Genomic DNA, 24,486 nt, shown 5'->3' with positions numbered 1-24,486 from the left:
CCATCAAGCGTAACCCGCTCGGAGGACTCCCCCGTCCGCGGAGATCCCCGCCGCGGGGATCCCGGCGGCGGGGAACCGGCCACCGGGACCCGTCCGCCACTAGACCTCCATCGATCTACCGGTCTTCCGCCACTTTGTCGGCAGGGCCTCCTCCACCCGCTCGGCACTCCGCTCCTCGCGGGCGTGGAGCACCCCGTAGGTGAAGGCGCTCTCCCCCGCCGCGTGCGCCACGGCGGACAGCTCCCGCAGCGTGGTGCGGGCCATCACGCTGTCCTGGTGGTCGCCGAGCAGGCTCTGGAGCGACTTCATGGACTTGACCAGGGCCTTGGCCGGGCCACCGAGGGCCGGGCGGGCCGTCTCGGCCGCGTACCGTGTCCGCTTGGCCTTCTTGCGGGCCTCGTGCAGCCCGAGGTCGCGGTCGGTGCCCGGCGGCTGCTCCATGGCCCGCTCGACCAGCTCGGACACCTTCCCGAAGTCCTTGCGCACGGCCTTGGCGAGCACCTTGTCCGGCTTCTTGTCGGCCGCCCGCAGCGTCGGCGGGTCGCTGACCGCGGCGTCCAGGCTGTCGAGGAGCGCCAGATAGCGCGGCGAGTCGAGCACGCCGAGCAGCCGGCGGCGGGAGCCGTGCTCCCCGGCTTTGGCCCAGGCGCTCAGCCGGGCGTGGATCGGGCCGGAGACCAGGGTGGAGGGCAGTGCGTCGAGGGCCGTGTCCAGCCGCTCGGCCAGCACCTCGTGGTCACGGCCCACGCCCAGCTCGCCGGCCAGCCATTTCAGTTCGTCGGCGATCGGGTCGGTGACGTCCCGGTCGAGGACCTTGCGGAAGGTACGGAACGTACTGCGCAGCCGGCGGGTGGCGACCCGCATGTCGTGGATCGAGTCCTCGGCGTCCCGGCGCACGGCCGGGTCCAGCTCGACGATCGCGTCCCGCTGGGCGCGCACGTACGCCAGGACGTGGTCACCGGCGGTGACGGGCTTGCCGGGGCCCTCGTCCTTCGGCCGTGGATGCGCGCCCTTCGTCTCGGCCAGCGCCCGGGCCAGCTTCGACGCCGACTTCGACGGCCGGACGCCCGCCTTGCGCAGCCGCTTCTCCACCTTGTCGAGCAGGACCGGATCACCGCCGTCGGCGAGCTCCACCTCGATCTCGGTCCACTCGGCCCGGCCCTCGCCGCCGAACTTCCGGTCCGCGCGTACGGCGTCGACACTCGCCTCGGCGAGCAGCCGGCCCTGGGCGTCGACGAGTTCGCGGATGTCCCGGCTGGAGCGCAGCCGCACCACGGGCACGAGCTGTCCCTCGCGGACGCGGGAGCGGACCAGCCCGGCGAGCTCGTCGGGTACGGCGTCGGAGAGCGGGGCCCTGATCTCGTCCCGGATGCCGGGTCCCACCGGCAGTTTCAGGTGCCAGCCCGCGTCGGACCCTCCCGTGCGGCGGCGCAGCGTGATCGAGGCCGAGGCCAGACGCAGGTCGGAGGTGTCGTAGTAGGTCGCGTCCAGTTCGGTGACGCCCTTGTCGAGGACGGACGCGACTCCGGCGACACCGGTCAGGTCGGGCAGCCCGCTCTCGTCGGATTCGTACTTGCGCTCGATCTCGCGTTTCGTCTCCGTCATGAATCGAACCTAGTCGGAGTCGGGCCCGAGCGGCAGTGCGCACCGGACCCGAATCAAGACCCGACCAGCGGAAACCAGGCAAAAGCAGAAGGTCCGGGCCATCTCGCGCCCGCTCACGCCGACATGGGCCGCTGCACCCGGATGGACTGGAGCAGCCCCAAGGCCACCCAGACCGCGAACATGGACGTGCCGCCGTAGGACACGAACGGCAGGGGCAGACCCGTCACCGGCATGATCCCCAGGGTCATGCCGATGTTCTCGAAGGACTGGAAGGCGAACCAGGCCACGATGCCCGCGGCGACGATCGTGCCGTACAGCTCCGTGGTCTCACGCGCTATGCGGCTGGCCCGCCACAGGATCACCCCGAGCAGGACGATGATCAGGCCCGCGCCCATGAAGCCCAGTTCCTCGCCCGCGACGGTGAAGACGAAGTCCGTCTGCTGCTCAGGCACGAACTGGCCCGTCGTCTGTGAGCCATGGAACAGCCCGGCGCCGGTGAGGCCGCCGGAGCCGATCGCGATCCGCGCCTGGTTGGTGTTGTAGCCGACGCCCGCGGGGTCGAGGCTGGGGTTGGCGAAGGCGGCGAAGCGGGCGATCTGGTAGTCGTCCAGGATGTGCAGCTGCCAGACGGCGACCGCGCCGGCCGCGCCCGCGCCGAGGAGTCCGAAGACCCAGCGGTTGGAGGCGCCGGAGGCCAGCAGCACCCCCAGCACGATGATGACCATGACCATGACCGACCCGAGGTCGGGCATCAGCATCACGATCAGCATGGGGATGGCCGCGAGCCCGAGTGCCTGGAGCACCGTGCGCTGGTCGGGATAGAGCTTGTCGCCGGCGTCGACCCGGGCCGCGAGCAGCATCGCCATGCCCAGGATGATCGTGATCTTCACGAACTCCGAGGGCTGGAGCGAGAAGCCGCCGCCGATCACGATCCAGGAGTGCGCGCCGTTGACCGTCGAGCCCAGCGGCGTCAGCACCGCCAGGATGCCCATGAGCGAGAGGCCGTAGAGGACCGGAACCGCGTTGCGCAGGGTGCGGTGGCCCAGCCAGATCGTGCCGATCATCAGGCACATGCCGATGCCGGTGTTCATCAGGTGCCGGACGAAGAAGTAGTACGGGTCGCCCTGGTTGATCTCGGTGCGGTTGCGGGTCGCCGAGTAGACCAGGAGCGAGCCGATCAGCGACAGGGCGATCGCCGACATCAGTATCGGCCAGTCCAGCCGCCGGGCCAGCGAGTCACGGGCGAAGACCCGGGTCCAGCCGGCCCGCTCGGGCCCGTATCCGGAGACGGAGAAACCGTTCGCGCCGCTCATGTGCACATCCTCCGGCTTCCCCTCCTGCGCCGCCGCCTGCGCGTGTCGCGGTTGGTGCTCGTGTTCTGCTGCACGGTGCCCGCCGCCTGCGTCTCGTCCGGCTCCGGCGCGCCCTCCTGGCTGACGCGCTGCTCCTTCGCCGGGTCCTTGGAGACCTTCGGGGACTTGATGGTGCCGTCCGTCTGGATCTTCGGCAGGCTCGCCTGCGGGGCGGGCAGCAGGGCCTTCGACTTGTCGATCGTGCCGTCGTCGGAGACGCCGTACAGCGCGTCGTAGATGTTGCGCACGGCCGGGCCGGACGCACCCGAACCGGTGCCGCCCTGCGAGATCGTCATCACGACCGCGTAGTCCTTGGTGTACGTGGTGAACCAGGACGTCGTCTGCTTGCCGTAGACCTCCGCGGTACCCGTCTTGGCGTGCATCGGGATCTTGTCCTGCGGCCAGCCGACCTGGGCGAAGCGCCAGGCCGCCGTACCGCGGGTGGCGACGCCCGCGAGGGCCTCGTCCATCTGGCTCAGCGTGGTCTTGCTTATCGGCAGCTTGCCGTGGGACGTGGGCTCGATCTCGTCGACCGTCTTGCCGTCGGCGCTCACGATGGCCTTGCCGACCGTCGGGTCGTACAGCGTGCCGCCGTTGGAGATCGCCGCGTAGATCGTGGCCATCTGGATCGGGGTGACCAGGGTGTCGCCCTGGCCGATGGAGTAGTTGATCTCGTCACCGGCACGCATCCGGTTGCCCTCGAGGCAGTTCTCGTACGCGATCTTCTCGACGTAGCTGCCGTCCTTCTTGCCGGACTTGCACCAGGCGTCCTTGTTGGCGTCCCAGTACGACTGCTTCCACTGACGGTCCGGGACGCGGCCGGTGACCTCGTTCGGCAGGTCGATGCCGGTCTCCTTGCCGAGGCCGAACTGGTGGGCCGCCTTGAAGAAGTAGTCGTTGGGGTTCTTCGGCTTGATGCCGCCGTCCTTCTGCCACTCCTTGTGCGCGAGCCCGTAGAACACGGTGTCGCAGGAGACCTCCAGGGCCCGGCCGAGCGAGATGGGGCCGAAGTTCTCCGACTCGAAGTTCTTGAAGACCTGGCCGCCGACCGAGTAGGAACTGGTGCAGGGGTAGCGGCCGTTGAAGTCGTAGCCGGCCTCGACGGCGCCGGCCGTGGAGATCACCTTGAAGGTGGAGCCGGGCGCGGACTGACCCTGTATGGCCCGGTTGAGCAGCGGGTAGTTGGACGCCTTGCCCGTCAGCGTCTTGTAGTCCTTGGCGGAGATCCCGCCCACCCAGGCGTTCGGGTCGTACGTCGGGTTGGAGGCCATGGCGACGATGCGGCCGGTCTTGGCCTCCATCACCACGACGGCGCCCGAGTCGGCCTTGTAGTTCTCGTTGGTGTTGCGGTCGTGCTGCTTGCGGGCTTCCTTCATCGCCTCGTTCAGCTCGTACTCGGCGACCCGCTGGACGCGGGCGTCGATGCTGGTGACGAGGTTGGAGCCGGGCTGGGCCGCGTCCGCCTCGGCCTCACCGATGACGCGGCCGAGGTTGTCGACCTCGTAGCGGGTGACGCCCGCCTTGCCGCGCAGCACCTTGTCGTACTGGCGCTCCAGGCCGGAGCGGCCCACCTGGTCGGAGCGCAGGAACGGCGAGTCGGTGTCCTGGGCCTTGGTGAGCTCCTCGTCGGTGACCGGGGAGAGGTAGCCGAGCACCTGGGCGGTGTTGGACTTGCCGGGAGCGGGGTAGCGGCGCACGGCCTCGGGCTCGGCGGTGATGCCGGGGAAGTCCTCGGCGCGCTCGCGGATCTGGAGGGCCTGCTTGGCGGTGGCCTCGTCGGTGATCGGGATCGGCTGGTAGGGCGAGCCGTTCCAGCAGGGCTGGGGGGTCTTCGCGTCGCACAGCCGGACCTTCTGTTCGACCTCCTCGGCGCTCAGGCCGAGGACCGACGCGAGCTTGGCCAGGACCGCCTTGCCGTCGTCCTTCTGCTTCAGCAGGTCGGTGCGGGAGGCGGAGACCACGAGCCGTGTCTCGTTGTCCGCGAGGGGCACTCCGCGCGCGTCCAGGATCGAGCCGCGCACGGCGGGCTCGACGACCTGCTGGACGTGGTTGCCGGAAGCCTCCTTGGCGTACTCCGCGCCCTCGCGGATCTGGAGGTACCACAGCCGGCCGCCGAGGGTGCCGAGCAGGGAGAGGACGAGGATCTGGATCACGACGAGCCGGATCTGGACCCGTGGGGTCCGACCGGTCTCGGGAATGTTGGTCACTGCGGTGCCTCCCCCTCTCCGTACGCGGAGTCGGTACGCGGACGTGTGTGCGCGGACGAATGATGAACGATCGGCCTGTGAGGCCGCGTTCCGCCGGAACTTCCCCGTTCGGGTGAACCACTACCTGGCGCGCCCCACGCGCCGGCGCCCGGACTCACAGCCGCTTGACCCCCTTGATGCGGCCGGCGCGCGCCCCGCGTGAGCGGGCAGCCTTCAGCTTCAGCCCGTTGCGCTGCCCGCCGATCCTGAGACCCGTCCCGGAGGACAGCCAGCCGGACGAGATGTCCGGGCTCTTGGCCGCGGAGTTGGTCTCCGCGAGGGGGTCGTTGTCGGCGCGCCGCGCCAGGAACATGACCGCGGGGACGACGAACGGGGCCAGCAGCAGGTCGTACAGACCGGCCGTGAACAGCAGCCCGGTGAGGCCGACATGGCGGGCGGCGGTGTCGCCGACGAGGGCGCCCACCCCGGCGTACAGCAGGGTGGAGCCGATCGCGGCGCCGACGACCACGACCATCGGGCCGGTGGCTGACTTGATCTGCCCGCTCTCGGGCTTGACCAGCCCGGCGAGGTAGCCGATCACGCACAGCACGAGGGCGTAGCGCCCGGCGGCGTGGTCGGCGGGCGGCGCGAGGTCGGCCAGCAGGCCGGCGCCGAAGCCGATGAGGGCGCCGCCGACATGGCCGTAGACCATGGCGAGGCCCAGCACGGTGAGCAGGAGGAGGTCCGGGACGGCGCCCGGGAGGTGGAGCCGGGCGAGGACGCTGACCTGGATCACCAGGGCGACGACGATCAGCGGGACGGAGAGCAGGATCCGGTTGACGCGCATGGGGGTTGTCAGCTCCTACTGCTGCTGGCCGTCTTCGGGTGCGTTCGCGTTCGGAGTGACCGTGACGGTCACCGTCGGCGTGGGGACCGGCTTGGGCTTCGAGGGGAGCACGGTGTCGCGCGGGTCCTTCTTCGGGGCCTCGACGACCACGCCCACGATGTCGAGCTTGGTGAAGCTGACGTACGGCGTGACGTAGAGGGTGCGGGTGAGGTCGCCGCCGGAGGGGTCGACGCGGGAGACGACGCCGACGGGGACGCCGGGCACGAAGGGCTTGTCGGCCTGCGAGCCGAAGGTCACCAGCCGATCGCCCTTGCGCACCTCGGCCTTGCCGTTGAGGAGTTCGACGCGCAGCGGCCGGTCGCCCTGTCCGGAGGCGAAGCCGAGCTCGTCGGACGCCTCCATCCGGGTGCCGACGGTGAAGTCGGGGTCGCTGGCCAGCAGGACGGTCGCGGTGCCGGGCCCGACGGTGGTGACCCGTCCGACCAGGCCGTCCCCGTTGAGGACCGTCATGTCGCGCTTGACGCCGTCGTTCGCGCCGATGTCGATGGTGATGGTCCAGGAGAAGCCCTGGGCCGCTCCTATCGCGATGACCTCCGCGCCCTTGATGCCGTACTGGCCCGTGCCGGCGATCTTCAGCATCTTGTCGAGCTGCGCCAGCCGGCTGCGGTTGCGGTCGTCGCTGCCGAGCTTCGCCTTGAGAGCCGCGTTCTCCTTCTCCAGACCGGTGAGCCGGTCATGGCGTTCACCGGAGTCCCGGACGGCGGAGACGGCGTTGCCGACGGGATCCACCGCCGACGACACGCCGTTCTCGATCGGACCGAAGGCCGCGGCGGCGGCCTGCCGGGCACCGTCGACCGGGGAATCCTCACCGCCCCGGATGTCCACCGTGATCAGCGCGAACGCTACGGCGATCAGCAGCACCAGGAGCAGCCGGCTCTCTCGTGTGTCCCTCACGTGCGGCGGCCGTGCCCTTCCTCGAGAAAAAACCAAGAACAGGAATCAGGAAGCAGGATCAGGAATTGGGGTAGCCCCGGGCCAAGATGACCAAGGGCGCTTTGTGGGAGCTTATGCCTGAATATCAACGATCCGCCGCACGAGAGGAGATCATCTCGTACGGCGGAATCGAAGCGTTACGTCATCTGCGGGGCGCGGCGTCCAGGACCTGCTGGAGCGCCTCGAACTCCTCCACGCACTTCCCGGAGCCGAGCGCCACGCTGTCCAGCGGGTCCTCGGCGATGTGGATGGGCATGCCGGTCTCCCGGCGCAGCCGCTCGTCCAGACCGCGCAGCAGTGCTCCGCCGCCGGTCAGAACGATTCCGCGGTCCATGATGTCGCCGGACAGCTCCGGCGGGCACTTGTCGAGGGTGGTCTTCACGGCGTCGACGATCGCGTTGACCGGTTCCTCGATCGCCTTGCGCACCTCGGCGGCCGAGATGACGACGGTCTTGGGCAGCCCGGACACGAGGTCCCGGCCGCGGATTTCGGTGTGCTGGTCGTCGTCGAGGTCGTAGGCCGAACCGATCGTGATCTTGATCTGTTCGGCCGTCCGCTCACCGAGGAGGAGGCTGTACTCCTTCTTGATGTGCTGGATGATCGCGTTGTCCAGTTCGTCGCCCGCGACGCGGATGGACTGGGCCGTGACGATGCCGCCGAGCGAGATGACCGCGACCTCCGTGGTGCCGCCGCCGATGTCCACCACCATGTTGCCGGTCGCCTCGTGGACCGGCAGGCCGGAGCCGATGGCCGCGGCCATGGGCTCCTCGATGATGTGCACCTGACGGGCGCCGGCCTGGGTCGACGCCTCGATGACGGCGCGGCGCTCGACGCCCGTGATGCCCGAGGGCACACAGACGACGACCCGCGGACGAGCCAGATACCGCCGCTTGTGGATCTTCAGGATGAAGTAGCGGAGCATCCGCTCGGTGATCTCGAAGTCGGCGATCACGCCGTCCTTCAGCGGACGCACGGCAACGATGTTGCCGGGCGTGCGCCCGATCATCTTCTTCGCTTCGGCGCCGACCGCGAGGATGCCACCGGTGTTGGTGTTGATCGCGACGACGGACGGCTCGTTGAGTACGATCCCGCGACCCCTGACGTACACCAGCGTGTTGGCGGTCCCGAGGTCGACAGCCATGTCACGGCCGATGAACGACATTGAGTTCCCCATCAGGATTCGACTGGCCTTCCATGAGCTTTGAGGGCTTATCAGGTCGGCGAGGTGGGTGCTGTGACGTGAAGGCTTCCATCGTAAACGCGCCTGCACGAACACTGCGGAGCGGTCTCCGCCATTGTTTGCAGATGCTGTGTGGGTTCGCTTCTGGAGACGGGCGTTCGGGGGCTCACGTTCCCTCGATCGCCCGCTTCAGGCCCTGCCGGCCGGTGTGTCCGGCGCCGGTCTCAGGCGCGACCGGGGAAGAAGATCTTCACCTCACGCTCGGCGGACTCCTCGGAGTCGGAGGCGTGGATCAGGTTCTCGCGGACGATCACACCGTAGTCGCCGCGGATGGAGCCGGGGGCCGCGGCGATCGGGTCGGTCGGACCCGCGAGGCCGCGCACACCCTCGATGACACGGTCGCCCTCGACGATCAGCGCGACGACCGGACCGGAGGCCATGAACTCCACCAGCGGCTCGTAGAAGGGCTTGCCCTTGTGCTCGCCGTAGTGCTGCTCCAGCGTGTCCTGGTCCAGGGTCCGCAGTTCCAGCGCGGTGATCTGCCAGCCGGCCTTGCGCTCGATACGGCTGAGGATCTCGCCGGTCAGGCCACGACGGACGGCGTCGGGCTTGAGCAGGACGAGGGTGCGCTGGCTCACGAGGTGACTCCTTCTACTGCCGGTGTGTTGCTACGGCCGGTGTGTGCGGTGGGATGAGGTTACAGGGCCTTTCCGGGCACCTGTCACGCAGCGTCAGCGGTATCCGGAGAGCCTGCGGCCGCCTGCGCGGCGAAGCGGGCCTTCGCCTCGTCGACCTTGCGCCCGAAGTGCACGGACGCCCACCACAGGGCCCCGAAGAGCACCCCGAGGAAGAACATGATCGGGACGAAGAAGCCGGACGCGACCAGGGCGATCTGAAGCGCCCAGCCGAGGGCGACGCCCCCGGGCCGGGTGACCATGCCGCACAGCAGCACGCTGAAGAACATGGCGATGCCACAGACCGTCCACACCGTGGCGGTGGACAGGTCGGCGTCCTTCATGGCGACCAGACCGGCGAAGCCGATGACGAAGAACTCGCCGATCAGCGTCGAGGAACAGAGCGTACGCATGGTGGGGACCTCAGCCCTTTCCGAGGAGCAGCCGGGCCTCGCCGACCGTGATGACGGAACCGGTGACCAGTACCGCGCCGCCCGCGAACTCGCCCTCCTCCTCGGCGAGCGTGACCGCCGCCTCCAGAGCGTCGGGCAGCCTCGGCTCGACCTGGACCCGGTCGTCGCCGAACACCTCGACGGCGATCGCGGCCAGTTCGTCGGCGTCCATCGCGCGGTGGCTGGAGTTCTGGGTGACGACGACCTCCGCGAAGATCGGCTCGAAGGCCTCCAGGACCCCCCGCACGTTCTTGTCGCCGCTGGCCCCGACCACGCCGATCAGCCGGCTGAAGTCGAAGGCCTCGCCGACGGCCTCGGCGGTGGCCCGAGCGCCGGCCGGGTTGTGGGCGGCGTCGAGGACGACGGTCGGGGAGCGCCGTACGACTTCCAGGCGGCCCGGCGAGGAGACGGCCGCGAAGGCCTTGCGGACGGTGTCGATGTCGAGCGGCTCGGGGCGCTGCGAGCCGACGCCGAAGAACGCCTCGACGGCGGCGAGCGCGACGGCCGCGTTGTGCGCCTGGTATGGGCCGTGCAGGGGCAGGTACACCTCGGGGTACTCGCCGCCCAGGCCGCGCAGGGTGACCATCTGTCCGCCGACGGCGACCTGACGGGCGACGACGCCGAACTCCAGCCCCTCGCGGGCCACGGTGGCGTCGACCTCGACGGCCTTCTTGAGCAGCACCTGGGCCGCGTCCACGGGCTGCTGGGCCAGGATGACCGTGGCGTCCTGCTTGATGATCCCGGCCTTCTCGGCGGCGATCTCGGCGGTCGTCTCCCCGAGCCGGTCGGTGTGGTCCAGGTCGATGGGCGTGACCACAGCGACGTCACCGTCGATCACGTTGGTCGCGTCCCACGAGCCGCCCATCCCCACCTCCACGACGGCGACGTCGACCGGTGCGTCCGAGAAGGCGGCGTACGCCATGCCGGTGAGCACCTCGAAGAAGGACAGCCGGTACGGCTGCATGCCGTCGACCATCTCGACGTACGCCTTGATGTCGTCGTACGTCTCGATGAACCGCTCGGCGGAGATCGGCGCGCCGTCCAGGCTGATCCGCTCGGTGATCGACTGGACGTGCGGGGAGGTGTACCGGCCGGTGCGCAGGTCGAAGGCGTTCAGCAGGGCCTCGACCATGCGGGCGGTGGAGGTCTTGCCGTTGGTCCCGGTGATGTGGATCGAGGGGTACGACCGCTGCGGGTCCCCCAGCACGTCCATCAGCGCGGCGATGCGGTCGACCGAGGGCTCCAGCTTGGTCTCGCCCCAGCGGGTGGCCAGCTCGGCCTCGACCTCGCGCAGGGCCTTGTCGACCTCGGGGTCCTCGGGGCGCGTGGGCACCTCGGCCTGCGGTGCGCCGCCCTGGGTGCGCAGGGTGCGGCTGCCTGCTTCGATGACCGCGAGATCCGGGTCGCGGTCGGTCTCCTCCGCGATGATCTCGTCGAAGGGATCGAGAGGGTCGGGCAGGTCGTCTGGGTTGCCGTTCGGGGGGAGCTCGCTCACGGAGCCAGTCTACGGACGGCCGGTGACAGACGTGGGCGAAGGCCCCCGGAACCGTGAGGGTCCCGGGGGCCTTCGCCGTCATGACACCTTCATGACGCCTGCACGAGCGGCGTGGGCCTACGCCTGCGGCAGGCGCTCCAGCTGGGTCCGGATGCGGGCGATGTCCTCGTCCGCCTTGGCGAGGCGGCCGCGGATCTTGTCGACCACGTTGTCCGGGGCCTTCGCCAGGAACGCCTCGTTGCCGAGCTTGGCGTCGGCCTGGGCCTTCTCCTTCTCGGCGGCCGCCAGATCCTTGGCCAGGCGCTTGCGCTCCGCGACCAGGTCGATCGTGCCGGACAGGTCCAGCGCGACCGTGGCGCCCGCGACGGGCAGGGTCGCCGTCGCCGAGAAGGCGTCACCCTCCGGCTGGAGGCGCAGGAGCTGACGGATGGCCGCCTCGTGGGGCGCCAGCGCCGTGCCGTCGAGCGACAGCCGCGCGGGGACCCGCTGGCCGGGCTGGAGGCCCTGGTCGGCACGGAAGCGGCGGACCTCGGTGATCACCGACCGGAGGCTCTCGATCTCCCGCTCGGCCGCCGTGTCCCGGAAGCCGCTGTCCGTGGGCCACTCGGCGACGACGACGGACTCGCCGCCGGTGAGCGTGGTCCAGAGCGTCTCCGTGACGAACGGGACGATCGGGTGCAGCAGCTTGAGGGTGACGTCGAGCACCTCGCCGAGGACCCGGCCCGAGACCTTCGCGGGCTCGCCGCCCGCCATGAACGTCGTCTTGGACAGCTCGACGTACCAGTCGAAGACCTCGTCCCAGGCGAAGTGGTAGAGGGCGTCGGCGAGCTTGGCGAACTGGAAGTCGTCGTAGAACGCGTCGACTTCGGCGACCGTCTTGTTCAGGCGGGAGAGGATCCAGCGGTCCGTCGCCGTCATCTCGGACGGGTCCGGCAGCGGGCCCTCGACCGTCGCGCCGTTCATCAGCGCGAAGCGGGTGGCGTTCCAGATCTTGTTGGCGAAGTTGCGGGAGGCCTGGACCCAGTCCTCGCCGATCGGGACGTCCGTACCGGGGTTGGCGCCCTTGGCGAGCGTGAAGCGGACGGCGTCGGAACCGTACTTGTCCATCCAGTCGAGCGGGTCGACGACGTTGCCGAAGGACTTCGACATCTTCTTGCCGCGCTCGTCGCGGACCAGGCCGGTCAGGGCGATGGTCTTGAAGGGGACCTCGCCGTCCATGGCGTACAGGCCGAACATCATCATCCGGGCGACCCAGAAGAAGATGATGTCGTGGCCGGTGAGCAGGACGTCGGTCGGATAGAACTTCCGCAGGTCGGCGGTCTGTTCGGGCCAGCCGAGCGTGGAGAACGGCCACAGGCCGGAGGAGAACCAGGTGTCGAGGACGTCGGTGTCCTGACGCCAGCCCTCGCCCGCCGGCGGCTCCTCGTCGGGGCCGACGCAGACGACCTCGCCCTCGGGGCCGTACCAGACCGGGACGCGGTGACCCCACCACAACTGGCGCGAGATGCACCAGTCGTGCATGTTGTCGACCCAGTCGAAGTACCGCTTCGACATGTCCGCGGGGTGGATCTCGACCCGCCCGTCGCGGACCGCGTCGCCGGCCGCCTTGGCCAGCGGGCCGACCTTGACCCACCACTGGAGGGACAGGCGCGGCTCGACGGTGGTCTTGCAGCGTGAGCAGTGGCCGACGCTGTGGGAGTACGGCCGCTTCTCGGCGACGATCCGGCCCTGGGAACGCAGCGCCGCGACGATGGCGGAGCGCGCCTCGAAGCGGTCGAGCCCCTCGAACGGGCCGTGCACGGTGATGACCGCGCGCTCGTCCATGACCGTGATCGACTCCAGGCCGTGGCGCCGGCCGATCGCGAAGTCGTTGGGGTCGTGGGCCGGGGTGACCTTGACCGCACCCGTACCGAACTCCGGGTCGACGTGGGTGTCGGCGACGACGGGGATGGTGCGGTCGGTCAGCGGCAGCTTGATGTGCTTGCCGACGAGGTGCCGGTAGCGCTCGTCGTCGGGGTGGACGGCGACGGCGGTGTCACCGAGCATCGTCTCGGCGCGGGTGGTGGCGACGACCAGCGTCTCCTCGCCCTCGCCGTACGTGATGGAGACGAGCTCGCCGTCGTCCTCCTGGTACTCGACCTCGATGTCCGAGATGGCCGTAAGACAGCGCGGACACCAGTTGATGATGCGCTCGGCGCGGTAGATCAGCTCGTCGTCGTAGAGCTTCTTGAAGATGGTCTGGACGGCCTTGGACAGACCCTCGTCCATGGTGAAGCGCTCGCGGTCCCAGGCGACTCCGTCGCCGAGCCGGCGCATCTGGCCGAGGATCTTGCCGCCGTACTCTTCCTTCCACTGCCAGACGCGCTCGACGAACTCCTCGCGGCCCAGGTCGTGGCGGGACTTGCCCTCCTCGGCGAGCTGCTGCTCGACCTTGTTCTGGGTGGCGATGCCGGCGTGGTCCATGCCCGGCAGCCACAGGGCCTCGTAGCCCTGCATGCGCTTGCGGCGGGTCAGGGCGTCCATGAGCGTGTGCTGGAAGGCGTGCCCCAGGTGCAGGCTGCCCGTGACGTTCGGCGGCGGGATGACGATCGTGTACGGGGGCTTCTCGCTCTTCGCGTCCGCCTCGAAGTAGCCCCGCTCCACCCAGCGCTCGTACAGCGGCCCCTCTACGTCGGCCGGCGCGTACTGGGTCGGCAGTTCGGTGTGGGGCGCTGATGGCTGCTGCTGAGCGTTCTCGGTCACGCGCCCAGTTTAGGGGTGTCACGGCGTCGTCCCGAAACGTGTTTCCTCTGTAACGGTGGGGGCCCCGCCGCCGTACCGGTGTGAGCTTTGAGCCAGGATGTGAAAATCACATAAGCACTGGAGGGGAACCCAGAAATGAGTCACAACCAGCCGGGCCCGTACGGCGGGCCGCCCCAGCAGCCCGGACCGTACGGCCAGCCAGGTCCGTACGGCCAGCCGCCGCAGGCCCCGCAGCCCGGCTACGGCCACCCCCAGCAGCCTCCCGCCCCGCAGCCCGGCTACGGCTACCCGCAGCAGCCCCCGCAGGGCGTCCCCCCGCAGACCCCGCCCTACGGCCAGCAGCCGCCCTCCGGCCAGCCCCAGCCCCCCTACGGCCAGCAGCCGCCGTACGGCCAGGCCCCCTACGGCGTCCCGCAGCCCCCGGCCCCGAGCGGCGGCGGCAAGAAGGCGGGCATCGTCATCGGCGCGATCGCGGTCGTCGCCGCGATCGGCGTGGGCGCGTACTTCGTGATCGGCGGAAGCGGCGGCGCGGGCGGCCTGGAGGACGACGGCGCGCACAAGCTCACGGCTCCGACCTCGCTGCTGTCGAGCAAGTACAAGCGGATGGGCGACTCCAAGGAGGAGAAGGCGAGCGCGAGCGACGAGAAGGACCTCGCCAAGGCGGGAGTCAGCAACGCCACCTCCATCGGCGCTATCTACTCCACCATCGACCTGACGTCCATCGACACCACCGACCCGAGCGAGCTCGCGAAGACGGAGACCGCCGAGAACGTCACGTTCTTCGGCGTCTACGGCACGGTCAAGGACCCCGAGCAGGCCCTCGACATCACCCTCGCCCAGATGAAGTCGGGGTCGGACGACGACGTGAAGCTGATCGGTGACGCCGAGTCGGTGACTCCCGACGGACTCGACGGCGCCGTGATGAAGTGCCAGCAGGCCGAAAGCACGAACGAGGTCACCAAGAAGACCCAGAAGACCTACCTGTGCATCTGGGCGGACTACAGCACCATGGGCGTGGTCGAGCCGACCGCCGGCGCCAAGACGTACTCCCTGGACGAATCGGCGACGATCGCGGCAGGCGTCCGCAAGGAAGCCCGCGTCAAGGTCTGAGGACGACACGCCCCTGGGGGAGATCTTCCTCGGGGGCAACGCGCCCGCCGCGTTCAAGGTGTCGGATCAACCCGCACCGAGGTGACGCGCACCACAGTTCACGCAGGATCACCCGAGCATCACGGTCGGTTACTAACGTGACCATGTCATTCAACGGGTGAAAAGAGGGCGCTGTGCGTAATCGTTACTCCTTGCTGGTCGCGGCAGCCGTGGCGTCGCTGGCGATACCCGTGGCGGCCACTCCGGCGGCGGCCGCCACCTACGAGAACTCCTGCTTCAGCGCCGGCGTCGCCGTGGCAGGGGCGACTGGTGGCGGCCAGTGGAACTACGCGAGCCGGACAAAGTTGGACCCGATGACGCTGTTCGTCACTGACAGGAAGTCAGACGGGCACAGTGTGGGAGTCCGGCTCGTCACTCGGCGGAGCGACGGCTCGAACGCCTACTGGGCGTGGCACCGTCTTTACGCCGGTGTCGGCAACTCCCAGAGCTGGGGAACAAACCTCACAGACTCGGCCGGTGTCAGGCAGGCCTGGACGCAGGTGGCCGTGTTCGAAGGCGATGCCATGCTCCAGCTCTGCGGGACGCCCGTGGGAACCAACCAGTACTGGTAATCGACGCGCCAGGGCTGCGGCAAGGCAAAGACGAGCGGGCGCCCGGTGGAGGTCCACCGGGCGCCCGCTTCGGTCTGTGCCGCGCCTACGCCGTCTTCTGCTCGCCCGGGCCGCGGCCGCCGCGTGCGTCGCGGGGGATCAGGGTCGGGTTGACGTTGGAGAGGACCACGTCCGCCGTGATGACCACGCGGGCCACGTCCTTGCGGGACGGGACCTCGTACATGACCGCCTGGAGGACTTCCTCCATGATGGCGCGCAGGCCGCGGGCGCCGGTCTGGCGGAGGATGGCCTGGTCTGCGATGGCCTCCAGGGCCTCCCGCTCGAAGTCCAGCTCCACACCGTCGAGTTCGAAGAGGCGCTGGTACTGCTTCACCAGCGCGTTGCGCGGCTCGATCAGGATCTGGAGGAGCGCCTCGCGGTCCAGGTTGTGGACCGAGGTGATGACCGGGAGACGGCCGATGAACTCCGGGATCATGCCGAACTTGACCAGGTCCTCCGGCATGACGGCCTCGAACTGGTCCTTGGACTCCAGCTCGCGCTTGGACCGGATCGTCGCGCCGAACCCGATGCCCTTGGCGCCGGCCCGGGTCTCGATGATCTTCTCCAGGCCCGAGAACGCACCGCCCACGATGAACAGCACGTTCGTCGTGTCGATCTGGATGAACTCCTGGTGCGGGTGCTTGCGGCCGCCCTGCGGCGGGACCGAGGCGGTGGTGCCCTCCAGGATCTTCAGCAGGGCCTGCTGCACGCCCTCGCCCGAGACGTCACGGGTGATGGAGGGGTTCTCGCTCTTGCGCGCGACCTTGTCGATCTCATCGATGTAGATGATCCCGGTCTCGGCCTTCTTGACGTCGTAGTCCGCGGCCTGGATCAGCTTCAGCAGGATGTTCTCGACGTCCTCGCCGACATAGCCCGCCTCGGTCAGCGCGGTGGCGTCGGCGATCGCGAACGGGACGTTCAGCATGCGCGCCAGGGTCTGCGCCAGGAGCGTCTTGCCGGAGCCCGTGGGACCGAGCAGGAGGATGTTGGACTTCGCCAACTCGATGGCGTCCTCGCGGCTTTGACCGCCGCCGTTCTCACCGGCCTGGACGCGCTTGTAGTGGTTGTACACCGCTACCGACAGGGCCTTCTTGGCGGGCTCCTGGCCCACCACGTAGCCCTCGAGGAACTCGTAGATCTCGCGCGGCTTCGGGAGTTCCTCCCAGCGGACCTCGCTCGTCTCCGCGAGTTCTTCCTCGATGATCTCGTTGCAGAGGTCGATGCACTCGTCGCAGATGTACACACCGGGCCCTGCGATGAGCTTCTTGACCTGCTTCTGGCTCTTGCCGCAGAACGAGCACTTGAGCAGATCGCCGCCGTCACCGATGCGTGCCACGGTGTGCTTCCCCTTCGCCTGGGAGACGACTGGACGCTTTCGAATCCAGCGGCTCCTGGTGCTGCCTTATTCCGACGGTACCTTGCCTGGCCCCCCGTTCGGGCCCCCCTTGGCACGGTTCACTGCGACGTGGACCGTGTCACACCGTGCCGGGAGGGGCCCGAGAGGGACGACCTCGCGCGTCAACGCAGAGAGTTGTTGTTCAGCTTGCGGGTGGAGATGATCTGGTCGACCAGGCCGTAGGCCAGGGCGTCCTCGGCCGTGAGGATCTTGTCGCGCTCGATGTCCTCGCGGATCTTCTCGATCGGCGTGGTCGAGTGCTTGGCCAGCATGTCCTCCAGCTGCGCACGCATCCGGAGGATCTCGTTGGCGGCGATCTCCAGGTCGGAGACCTGACCGCGACCCGTCTCGCTGTAGGGCTGGTGGATCAGCACGCGGGCGTTGGGCAGCGCCATGCGCTTGCCCGGCGTACCGGCGGCCAGCAGGATCGCGGCGGCGGAGGCCGCCTGACCCATGCAGACCGTCTGGATGTCGGGCTTCACGAACTGCATCGTGTCGTAGATCGCGGTCAGCGCGGTGAAGGAGCCGCCGGGGCTGTTGATGTAGACCGAGATGTCCCGGTCCGGGTCCATCGACTCCAGGCACAGCAGCTGCGCCATGACGTCGTTGGCGGAGGCGTCGTCGATCTGCACGCCGAGGAAGATCACCCGCTCCTCGAAGAGCTTCGCGTACGGGTCGTACTCGCGGACGCCCTGGGAGGTGCGCTCGACGAAGCGCGGGATGACGTAGCGGGATTCGGCCCGGGGGCCGGTGTATTCGGCCTCGGTGCGGGCGTAGATGCCGCTGCCGGGGAAGTCGTTCACGGTGTCTCCTGGAAAGAGGACTGGGGCGGTGGGCTGGAGGGGCTGGATGGGGTGCTGACGGCTTCCGAGGGCCTCGGTGACCCCCGGGGGTGGCCCGGGGGGCCCGCAGGACCCTGAAGGCCTCCTGGAGGCTCTCAGGGGCTCCCGGGGATTCCCGGGGCTTCGGAGGCTCCGGGAGTTCCCGGCGGTCCGGGAGCCCGGGAGCCGGGAGCCGAGGGGTCCCGGAGGACCTCCCCGCGGGGCGCCCTGCCGGGGCCTGCTGCCGTCAGTGGTCCTCAGGCCGCCCCGGTACCGCCGCCGCCCGGCATGCCGGCAGCCGTCGGGATGACGTCGTCGATGAGGCCGTACTCCTTGGCCTCGAACGCGTCGAACCAGCGGTCGCGGTCCGAGTCGCGGGTGACCTGCTCGACCGTCTGGCCGGTGTGCTGGGAGGTCAGCTCGGCCATGCGCTTCTTGGTGTGCAGCAGCCGCTCGGCGTGGATCTTGATATCGGAGGCCGAGCCCGCCAGGCCCGCGGAGGGCTGGTGGATCAGGATCTCGGCGTTCGGCAGCGCGAAGCGCTTGCCGGGCGTGCCCGCGCTGAGCAGGAACTGGCCCATGGAGGCCGCGAGACCCATGGCGATGGTCACCACGTCGTTCTTGATGAACTGCATCGTGTCGTAGATCGCCATGCCGGCCGTGATCGAGCCGCCGGGGCTGTTGATGTACAGGTAGATGTCCTTGTCCGGATCGGCGGCAAGGAGCAGCAGCTGTGCGGTGATCTTGTTGGCGATGTCGTCGTCGACCGCCTGGCCGAGGAAGATGATCCGCTCGCCGAGCAGCCGGTTGTAGACCTGGTCGCCGAGGCCACCACCGATGGGGTCGCCGGCGGCTGTGGGCATCAGATTCGTCACGTATCCACCTGCTCGTCTTACGACGGCGCCGGGCCGTCTCACGTGTACTGCCGGGGGCAACGGAGAGTCCCCTGCCCTCGTACTCATGGACCCTAACGCGCGGGTCCCTTCGGGGAATCCCGGAGAGGAGAGTGTTCGCCGGGGGCGTAGACGTGGGGGGCCTCGTCCGTGGGCGGGCGCGGACCGTCCGTCCTGTGACAGAAGGGCCCCGGGGCGCGTACCGCCCCGGGGCCCTCGTGTCTGCGTCAGAGGTGACGCGAGGCCGCTCAGGCCTCGGTGTTCTCCTCGGAGGCCGCCTCGGAGGTGTTCTCCTCGGTCTCGTCCTCCTCGTCGTCCAGGTCGACGATCTCGCCGTTGGTGTCCTTCACCGTGGCGGTCTCGACGACCGTGGCCAGGGCCTTGCCGCGGGCGACCTCGCCGACCAGGAGCGGAACCTGGCCGCCCTCGACGACCGCCTGGGCGAACTGGTCGGGGGACATGCCGGAGGAAGCGGCACGGCGCATGAGGTGCTCGGTGAGCTCCTCCTGGTTGACGTTCAGCTTCTCGCGCTTGACGAGCTCGTCGAGCACGAACTGGGTCTTGATGCCCTTGACCGCGGCCTCACGGGTCTCGGTCTCGAACTCCTCGGCGGTCTTGCCCTGGATCTCCAGGTACTTGTCGAGGTCGAGGCCCATCTGGCCGAGCTGGTGGTGCTCCAGGTTGTGCTTGCGGGTGTTGACCTCGTCCTCGAGCAGCTTCTCGGGGACGGGCACCTCGACGAGCTCCAGCAGCTTGTCGAGGACGCGCTCCTGGGCCTGCGTGGCCTGGTCGTACTGCTTGGTGTTCTCGAGGCGCTTGCGGCTGTCCGCCTTGAGCTCCTCGAGGGTGTCGAACTCGGAGGCGAGCTGCGCGAACTCGTCGTCCAGCTCGGGGAGCTCGCGGGCGGCGACCTGGGTGACCTTGACGGTGACCTCGGCCTCCTTGCCGGCCGCCGAGCCGCCCTTGAGCTCGGAGGTGAAGGTGGCCTCGCCACCGGCCTCCAGGCCCTTCACGGCCTCGTCGATGCCTTCCAGCAGCTCGCCCGAGCCGATGGTGTAGGAGACGCCGCTGGCGACGCCGTCCTCGAGGACCTCGCCGTCGACCTTGGCCTCGAGGTCGACGGTCACGACATCGCCGTCCTCGGCGGCGCGCTCGACCGGGGAGGTCGAGGCGAAGCGCTCACGGAGCTGCTCGACCGCCTTGTCGATGTCCTCCTCGGACACCTCGACGGCGTCGACCTCGACCTCGATGGAGGAGAAGTCCTCGGGGAGCTCGATGGAGGGACGGACGTCGACCTCGGCGGTGAAGTTCAGCGTCTCGCCGTCCTTCAGCTCCGTGATGTCGACCTCGGGCTGGCCGAGGACGTCGATCTCGGCCTCGTTGACCGCCTCCGTGTAGAACTTCGGCAGCGCGTCGTTGACGGCCTCCTCCAGCACGGCGCCACGGCCGAAGCGCTGGTCGATGACCCGGGCGGGGATCTTGCCCTTGCGGAAGCCCTTCACCGTGACCTGCTGGTTGATCTTCTTGTACGCCGCGTCGAGGCTGTCCTTGAGCTCCTCGAAGGGCACCTCGATGCTGAGCCGAACCCGAGTCGGGTTCAGGGTCTCCACGGCGCTCTTCACGGTTCGGTCTCCTTGGGGGCTGACTTCTTGGTTTCTGCAAGAGCCAGACCGGCTCCCGCGGATTCGCCGCCCGGAGGACTTACCAGAGGATGAGGCATACGGGCGTGCAGCTTGCATAGTAACGGCAGCGACGACACGCCCCAAAGGCGATCAAGCGAGGTGACCGCGCAGATGGCCGGTGGCGGCCGGTGATGGCCGTTCGGTGGCCGTAGACGGCCGGGCGTGGCCGGTGGTGGTCGGGGTGGCGGGATTTGAACCCACGGCCTTCCGCTCCCAAAGCGGACGCGCTACCAAGCTGCGCCACACCCCGTCTGGTGCGTCACGTAGGGTACATGCCCGCAGGCCACCTGACCGCCGCTTTTGCCGAGCTCCGGGGCGCGCCGCGGCGGGCCCGGGAAACGGGGTGTGCGCGGCGGGGCGCCGACCCGCTACGATGCCTGAAGTGCCGCGGTCGCTGACCTGCGGCGCCTTGTGTGCGGGCGTAGCTCAATGGTAGAGCACTAGTCTTCCAAACTAGCTACGCGGGTTCGATTCCCGTCGCCCGCTCTGTACGGCCCGGGCCGGGTCGGAGATCTCTCTCCGACCCGGCCCTCGCCGTGTCCGGGCACCGGTCCCGCACGGCGCCCTGGACACGCGAGGCCCGGACACATGAGGCCCGGAACGCGAGGCCCGGAACGCGAGGCCCGGCCTCAGAAGCTGATCGAGTTGATCGTGTCCGCGAGGGAGTCGAGGAAGCGGTTGATCGACGGGGCCATGCCGGTAGAGGCGAGGAAGAAGCCGAACAGGATCGCGACTATCGCCGGCCCCGCCTTGATCGACCCTCCCCGGATCAGGACCACCAGGATGATCGCCAACAGCAGCACCACTGACAGTGAAATGGCCACAACTGATCACACACCCTCTGTCGGTCCGCACTCCCGAGACCATCGTGCCACCAACAGGGCCTCCCTATGCGGCCCGTGACACATCATCGCGCGGGCCCGTCCGGCCGGGAGTGCGGCGCCGGGCAATTCGAGCACGTACCGGCACGGGAATTGGGGCAGTTCGTTGCCGTGTCCACACAACGCCTGCGCAGGTAATTCCAATTGCGGCCGCAGTCACGTCAACTGCGAGTGCACAACCGACGTTATGCACCTTTTAGTCGGGATGAATCGTGACATCAAGGTCGGATGCGAACGACGGCCCCCCTTCCCGGGAGCAATACGCCGGGCGAACCTGTGGGTAATAACAAGGAATGACCTGGGGCGTTTTACGAATACGCGCGCGCGACGCTAGGGTGCCTCAAATGTTCCACGCCGCCTCGTCTCTCGCCCCGAGCCCCGGCTCGCCCCAGAACCGGAACGGCCGACACGACCAGCACGGCCGGTCCGACCGGCCGGGCGAGTCCCGGGACAGATCCTCCGCGGGGCCCTCACCGCGGCCCGCCGCGAAGCGCGACGCGTTCTTCGACAACGCGAAGTACCTGGCGATCGTGCTGGTGGCCATGGGGCACGTCTGGGAGCCGCTGAAGGGCGACAGCCGGGTACTCACGGCGGCGTACGTGCTGGTGTACACGTTCCACATGCCGGCCTTCATCGTCATCTCCGGCTACTTCTCCCGCGGTTTCGACGGAAGTCCCGGCAAGCTCAAGCGGCTGGTGACGGGGATCGTCGTGCCGTACGTCGTCTTCGAGACCGCGTACCCGCTGCTGAAGACCTACGTCGACGGGGCCCCCCAGGACATCAGCCTGCTCGACCCGTACTACCTGACCTGGTTCCTGTGCGCGCTGTTCGTCTGGCGGCTGACCACGCCGCTGTGGAAGGTGATCCGTCATCCGCTGCCCGTCGCGCTGGGCGTCGCCATGCTGGCGTCCGCCACGCCGAACATCGGCGGCGATCTGGACCTCCCCCGCGTCCTTCAGTTCCTGCCGTTCTTCGTGCTGGGACTGAACCTGAGGCCGGAGCACTTCGCGCTGGTGCGCCGGCGCTCCGTGCGGATCGCGGCGGTGCCGGTGTTCGCGTTCTCGCTGGCCTTCGCCTGGTGGGCGGTGCCGCGGATGAACAGCGGATGGCTCTACCACCGCAACTCCGCGCAGGAACTGGGCGTCCCGTGGTGGGTCGGCCCCGTGATGCAGCTCGCCCTGTTCGGCTGCTCCCTGCTGCTGACCGCCTGCTTCCTGTCCTGGGTGCCGGGGCGCACGATGTGGTTCACGGCGCTCGGCGCGGGCACGCTCTACGGCTATCTGACGCACGGCCTGCTGCTCAAGACCGCCGAGTACCGCGGCTGGTTCGAGCACCCCGCGCTGCACCGCCCGCTCGGGGAGATCGCCGCCACCGTCGCCGTGGCGGTGACCGTCACCCTGTTGTGCACCGGGCCCGTCCGGCAGGTGCTGCGGTTCGTGGTGGAACCGAGGATGGACTGGGCCTTCAAGCAGGACGCCACCGAGTCGGCCCGCGAGCGCGCGAAGGGTGAACAGCGGCAGCAGGCCGACCCAGGGGTCCAGCAGGGACATCCGGGACAGCAGGGGCAGCCGGAGCCGCGGGAACGGCGCGCGGACGTCGCGGGCTAGACGCTCTCGCCGTTCTCCGGGCGGGCGGTGAGGCCGAGAAGGGCGCGCATCCGCGCGTACTTCTCGGTCAGTCGCGCCCGGGTGACCGCGTCCAGGACGGCGAGCCGTGCCGCGTCGGCGTTGTGCGCCAGGTCCGCCTCCTTCACCAGCAACGCGCCCGGTGTGGCCAGGATGCGCTCCGCGTACGCCTCCGGCGTCTCCCCCGCCCGTTTGGTGACCGCCAGGACGACCGCCTTCGTACGGTCGCTCAGCGCCGCCTCGCGCAGCCAGGTCTCGGACAGGGCGTCGTCCTCGACGGCGTCGTGCAGCCAGGCCGCCGCGATCTGATCGGCGTCGCCGCCCCGCGCCCGCACGCCCTCGGCGACCGCCCGGAGGTGTTCGGCGTAGGGGCGGCCCGCCTTGTCGGTCTGTCCCTGGTGGGCGGCGCGGGCGAGGCTCTCGACCTCGGACAGGGTGAGCATGGCGGGCGGTCCCCCTCAAGAGGGTCGGAAAGCCGGACAGAGGTGATCGGGGGCGATCAGGGGTGGTCAGGACAGGGGGGCCGACTGGGACGTCGGGCCCTCGCGGCAGACCAGCAGCAGGGCCCGGTCGTCGTTGACGTCCTTCGCCACCGCCTCGATCAGATGCCAGGCGGCGCCCTGGAAGCCGCCCGCCACATACCGGTCGGCCTCGCCGGTGAGGCGGTCGATGCCCTCTACGATGTCCCGGTCGGAGGTCTCCACCAGGCCGTCCGTGAAGAGCATCAGCACGTCACCGGGGCGCAGCGAGCCCTTCACGGGGTCGAACTGGGCGCCGTCGTACACCCCGAGCAGGGGACCCTCGGCGGCCTTCTCCTCCCAGCGGCCGCTGCCCGCGCTGAGCTGGAGGCCCGGCGGGTGGCCGGCGGAGTAGAGCTCGTAGTCGCCGGAGTCGAGGTCGAGGACCAGGTGGATGGAGGTCGCGAAACCCTCGTCCCAGTCCTGCCGGAGCAGGTAGCCGTTGGCGGCCGGGAGGAAGGCGTGCGGCGGCAGCGAGCCGAGCAGGCCGCCGAAGGCGCCCGACAGCAGCAGGGCCCGGGAACCGGCGTCCATGCCCTTGCCGGAGACGTCGGTGAGGACGACCTCCATGGTGCGGCCGCCGTTCGTCCGGGCCGCGACGACGAAGTCACCGGAGAACGACTGGCCCCCCGCGGGGCGCAGCGCCATCTCGCGGTGCCAGCCGTGCGGCAGGCTCGGCAGCTTGCTCTGCACCCGGATGCGTTCGCGCAGGTCGAAGAGCATGGTGCCGCCGCGCCGCCAGGGCACGCCGACGCGGCTGCGGAACTGGGCGATGAGCAGTCCGAAGAAACCGCATGCTGCGACGACCAGCACCACGCCCGGGGTCACCCGGGACGGACCCTCGGTGTACGGGCCCAGTTGCACCGACTCCACGATGAGCGCGGTGGCCGCCGCCGCGTACAGGCCGAGCAGGCTCGACGGGCGCAGCAGCAGTCCGCCGGCGACGATCGGCAGCACCAGGGCGGCCGGTGAGCACCACACCGAGTCGGCGAGGGTGGTGGCGGCGATCAGCGGGACGGTGAGCAGCAGGAAGGCCAGCGCGATCCAGTCCGAACCGTCACCGCGGAAGTAGTCCACGGCGCTTCTGCGCACGCCGGTGCGGACCCGGTGCCACAAGTGCTTCAACCGGGCCGTCAACGTCTCGGCTTCCGCGCGCCGCTGTCGTCCTACTGCCATTAGTTCGGGACCCTATCCATCGAACCCGCCGCTTGGCACGGGAGGTCCCACTTGTCCCCCCTCCGAGGCTCAACTTCACAGTGAACTTCACGGAAAGCGCTCGCGCCCCGAGGAGGGAGAAATTGGCTGGCTCGTCCCGCATTGGACTGCTAGGCATGAGTGCATGCCCCGTGAGGCGACGGCCGTGCGACCTCTTCCGCGGCCGGGC

Annotated in this window: 20 protein-coding genes and 2 tRNA genes; 4 read left to right on the top strand and 18 right to left on the bottom strand. The window is 69.3% G+C overall.

What is annotated here, in order from left to right; translation table 11 throughout:
• Positions 1-99 precede the first annotated feature (99 nt).
• From AOQ37_RS34445 to AOQ37_RS34400, 10 genes are all read right to left on the bottom strand, one after another.
• Positions 100-1,605, bottom strand: a complete 1,506-nt coding sequence (locus AOQ37_RS34445) for a CYTH and CHAD domain-containing protein (protein WP_062650469.1) — start codon at positions 1,603-1,605, stop codon at positions 100-102.
• Positions 1,606-1,718: 113 nt separating this feature from the next.
• Entirely contained in the window at positions 1,719-2,918 is a 1,200-nt protein-coding gene (gene rodA, locus AOQ37_RS34440; protein WP_062650467.1) for a rod shape-determining protein RodA, read from the bottom strand.
• A complete protein-coding gene (gene mrdA, locus AOQ37_RS34435; protein ID WP_062650465.1) occupies positions 2,915-5,164 on the bottom strand; it encodes a penicillin-binding protein 2 in 2,250 nt (749 codons plus the stop codon). Before mrdA ends, rodA begins: the two co-directional genes overlap by 4 nt.
• A 154-nt stretch (positions 5,165-5,318) precedes the next feature.
• A complete protein-coding gene (gene mreD, locus AOQ37_RS34430; protein ID WP_062650464.1) occupies positions 5,319-5,990 on the bottom strand; it encodes a rod shape-determining protein MreD in 672 nt (223 codons plus the stop codon).
• A gap of 15 nt (positions 5,991-6,005) precedes the next feature.
• Complete coding sequence (gene mreC, locus AOQ37_RS34425) at positions 6,006-6,944, bottom strand: rod shape-determining protein MreC (protein WP_062650462.1); 939 nt, start codon at positions 6,942-6,944, stop codon at positions 6,006-6,008.
• Between the two features lie 181 nt (positions 6,945-7,125).
• The gene (locus AOQ37_RS34420) at positions 7,126-8,145 is read right to left on the bottom strand and encodes a rod shape-determining protein (RefSeq protein WP_020127820.1); all 1,020 of its coding nucleotides are present in this window, start codon (positions 8,143-8,145) and stop codon (positions 7,126-7,128) included.
• Between the two features lie 242 nt (positions 8,146-8,387).
• Complete coding sequence (gene ndk, locus AOQ37_RS34415; protein ID WP_062650461.1) at positions 8,388-8,801, bottom strand: nucleoside-diphosphate kinase; 414 nt, start codon at positions 8,799-8,801, stop codon at positions 8,388-8,390.
• Positions 8,802-8,884: 83 nt separating this feature from the next.
• Complete coding sequence (locus AOQ37_RS34410) at positions 8,885-9,250, bottom strand: DUF4233 domain-containing protein (RefSeq protein ID WP_062650460.1); 366 nt, start codon at positions 9,248-9,250, stop codon at positions 8,885-8,887.
• A gap of 10 nt (positions 9,251-9,260) precedes the next feature.
• Positions 9,261-10,784, bottom strand: a complete 1,524-nt coding sequence (gene folC, locus AOQ37_RS34405) for a bifunctional tetrahydrofolate synthase/dihydrofolate synthase (RefSeq protein WP_062650459.1) — start codon at positions 10,782-10,784, stop codon at positions 9,261-9,263.
• A gap of 117 nt (positions 10,785-10,901) precedes the next feature.
• Positions 10,902-13,526 (bottom strand): valine--tRNA ligase, encoded by a 2,625-nt coding sequence (locus AOQ37_RS34400; RefSeq protein WP_062650458.1) that lies wholly within the window; start codon positions 13,524-13,526, stop codon positions 10,902-10,904.
• Positions 13,527-13,661: 135 nt separating this feature from the next.
• Here AOQ37_RS34400 and AOQ37_RS34395 point away from each other — a divergent pair, with 135 nt between their 5' ends.
• Together AOQ37_RS34395 and AOQ37_RS34390 are read left to right on the top strand one after the other, a co-directional pair.
• Complete coding sequence (locus tag AOQ37_RS34395) at positions 13,662-14,636, top strand: hypothetical protein (RefSeq protein ID WP_062650457.1); 975 nt, start codon at positions 13,662-13,664, stop codon at positions 14,634-14,636.
• 191 nt (positions 14,637-14,827) lie between these two features.
• Positions 14,828-15,247 (top strand): hypothetical protein, encoded by a 420-nt coding sequence (locus AOQ37_RS34390; RefSeq protein WP_062650456.1) that lies wholly within the window; start codon positions 14,828-14,830, stop codon positions 15,245-15,247.
• 85 nt (positions 15,248-15,332) lie between these two features.
• Here the strand turns inward: AOQ37_RS34390 and clpX are convergent, their stop codons facing one another.
• The 5 genes from clpX to AOQ37_RS34365 all read right to left on the bottom strand — a co-directional run bounded on the left by clpX (position 15,333) and on the right by AOQ37_RS34365 (position 20,328).
• The gene (gene clpX / locus AOQ37_RS34385; RefSeq protein ID WP_020127826.1) at positions 15,333-16,622 is read right to left on the bottom strand and encodes an ATP-dependent Clp protease ATP-binding subunit ClpX; all 1,290 of its coding nucleotides are present in this window, start codon (positions 16,620-16,622) and stop codon (positions 15,333-15,335) included.
• Positions 16,623-16,804: 182 nt separating this feature from the next.
• Complete coding sequence (locus tag AOQ37_RS34380) at positions 16,805-17,485, bottom strand: ATP-dependent Clp protease proteolytic subunit (RefSeq protein ID WP_062650454.1); 681 nt, start codon at positions 17,483-17,485, stop codon at positions 16,805-16,807.
• Between the two features lie 275 nt (positions 17,486-17,760).
• Positions 17,761-18,366 carry an ATP-dependent Clp protease proteolytic subunit gene (locus tag AOQ37_RS34375; protein WP_028806515.1) on the bottom strand — a complete coding sequence of 202 codons (606 nt, stop codon included), beginning with the start codon at positions 18,364-18,366 and terminating at the stop codon, positions 17,761-17,763.
• Between the two features lie 278 nt (positions 18,367-18,644).
• Positions 18,645-20,018: a trigger factor gene (gene tig / locus AOQ37_RS34370; protein WP_062650452.1), complete on the bottom strand. Its 1,374-nt coding sequence runs from the start codon at positions 20,016-20,018 to the stop codon at positions 18,645-18,647.
• Between the two features lie 233 nt (positions 20,019-20,251).
• Positions 20,252-20,328 (bottom strand) — tRNA-Pro (locus AOQ37_RS34365).
• A gap of 165 nt (positions 20,329-20,493) precedes the next feature.
• On the opposite strand from AOQ37_RS34365, the gene AOQ37_RS34360 reads away from it, so the two are divergent.
• A tRNA-Gly gene (locus AOQ37_RS34360) sits at positions 20,494-20,564 on the top strand.
• A gap of 143 nt (positions 20,565-20,707) precedes the next feature.
• Here the strand turns inward: AOQ37_RS34360 and AOQ37_RS34355 are convergent.
• Positions 20,708-20,902 carry a hypothetical protein gene (locus tag AOQ37_RS34355; RefSeq protein ID WP_030779494.1) on the bottom strand — a complete coding sequence of 65 codons (195 nt, stop codon included), beginning with the start codon at positions 20,900-20,902 and terminating at the stop codon, positions 20,708-20,710.
• Positions 20,903-21,303: 401 nt separating this feature from the next.
• On the opposite strand from AOQ37_RS34355, the gene AOQ37_RS34350 reads away from it, so the two are divergent.
• Positions 21,304-22,566 (top strand): acyltransferase family protein, encoded by a 1,263-nt coding sequence (locus tag AOQ37_RS34350; RefSeq protein WP_062650450.1) that lies wholly within the window; start codon positions 21,304-21,306, stop codon positions 22,564-22,566.
• Here AOQ37_RS34350 and AOQ37_RS34345 read toward each other — a convergent pair.
• A complete protein-coding gene (locus tag AOQ37_RS34345) occupies positions 22,563-23,027 on the bottom strand; it encodes an HD domain-containing protein (protein ID WP_062650448.1) in 465 nt (154 codons plus the stop codon). The genes AOQ37_RS34350 and AOQ37_RS34345 overlap by 4 nt on opposite strands.
• A 66-nt stretch (positions 23,028-23,093) precedes the next feature.
• The gene (locus tag AOQ37_RS34340) at positions 23,094-24,278 is read right to left on the bottom strand and encodes a PP2C family protein-serine/threonine phosphatase (protein WP_062650446.1); all 1,185 of its coding nucleotides are present in this window, start codon (positions 24,276-24,278) and stop codon (positions 23,094-23,096) included.
• Positions 24,279-24,486: the final 208 nt, after the last annotated feature.

The sequence above is a fragment of the Streptomyces maremycinicus genome (assembly GCF_001184025.1).
Taxonomy (GTDB): domain Bacteria; phylum Actinomycetota; class Actinomycetes; order Streptomycetales; family Streptomycetaceae; genus Streptomyces; species Streptomyces maremycinicus.
Note: the sequence above shows the minus strand (reverse complement) of the source record. Positions and strands in the feature narration are given on the sequence as shown.

Coding starts and splice junctions, on each gene's coding strand:
- AOQ37_RS34445 (WP_062650469.1), bottom strand. CDS start 1,605: ATGACGGAGACGAAACGCGAGATCGAGCGCAAGTACGAATCCGACGAG.
- rodA (WP_062650467.1), bottom strand. CDS start 2,918: ATGAGCGGCGCGAACGGTTTCTCCGTCTCCGGATACGGGCCCGAGCGG.
- mreD (WP_062650464.1), bottom strand. CDS start 5,990: ATGCGCGTCAACCGGATCCTGCTCTCCGTCCCGCTGATCGTCGTCGCC.
- AOQ37_RS34420 (WP_020127820.1), bottom strand. CDS start 8,145: ATGTCGTTCATCGGCCGTGACATGGCTGTCGACCTCGGGACCGCCAAC.
- AOQ37_RS34410 (WP_062650460.1), bottom strand. CDS start 9,250: ATGCGTACGCTCTGTTCCTCGACGCTGATCGGCGAGTTCTTCGTCATC.
- AOQ37_RS34395 (WP_062650457.1), top strand. CDS start 13,662: ATGAGTCACAACCAGCCGGGCCCGTACGGCGGGCCGCCCCAGCAGCCC.
- AOQ37_RS34375 (WP_028806515.1), bottom strand. CDS start 18,366: ATGCCCACAGCCGCCGGCGACCCCATCGGTGGTGGCCTCGGCGACCAG.
- AOQ37_RS34350 (WP_062650450.1), top strand. CDS start 21,304: ATGTTCCACGCCGCCTCGTCTCTCGCCCCGAGCCCCGGCTCGCCCCAG.
- AOQ37_RS34345 (WP_062650448.1), bottom strand. CDS start 23,027: ATGCTCACCCTGTCCGAGGTCGAGAGCCTCGCCCGCGCCGCCCACCAG.
- AOQ37_RS34340 (WP_062650446.1), bottom strand. CDS start 24,278: ATGGCAGTAGGACGACAGCGGCGCGCGGAAGCCGAGACGTTGACGGCC.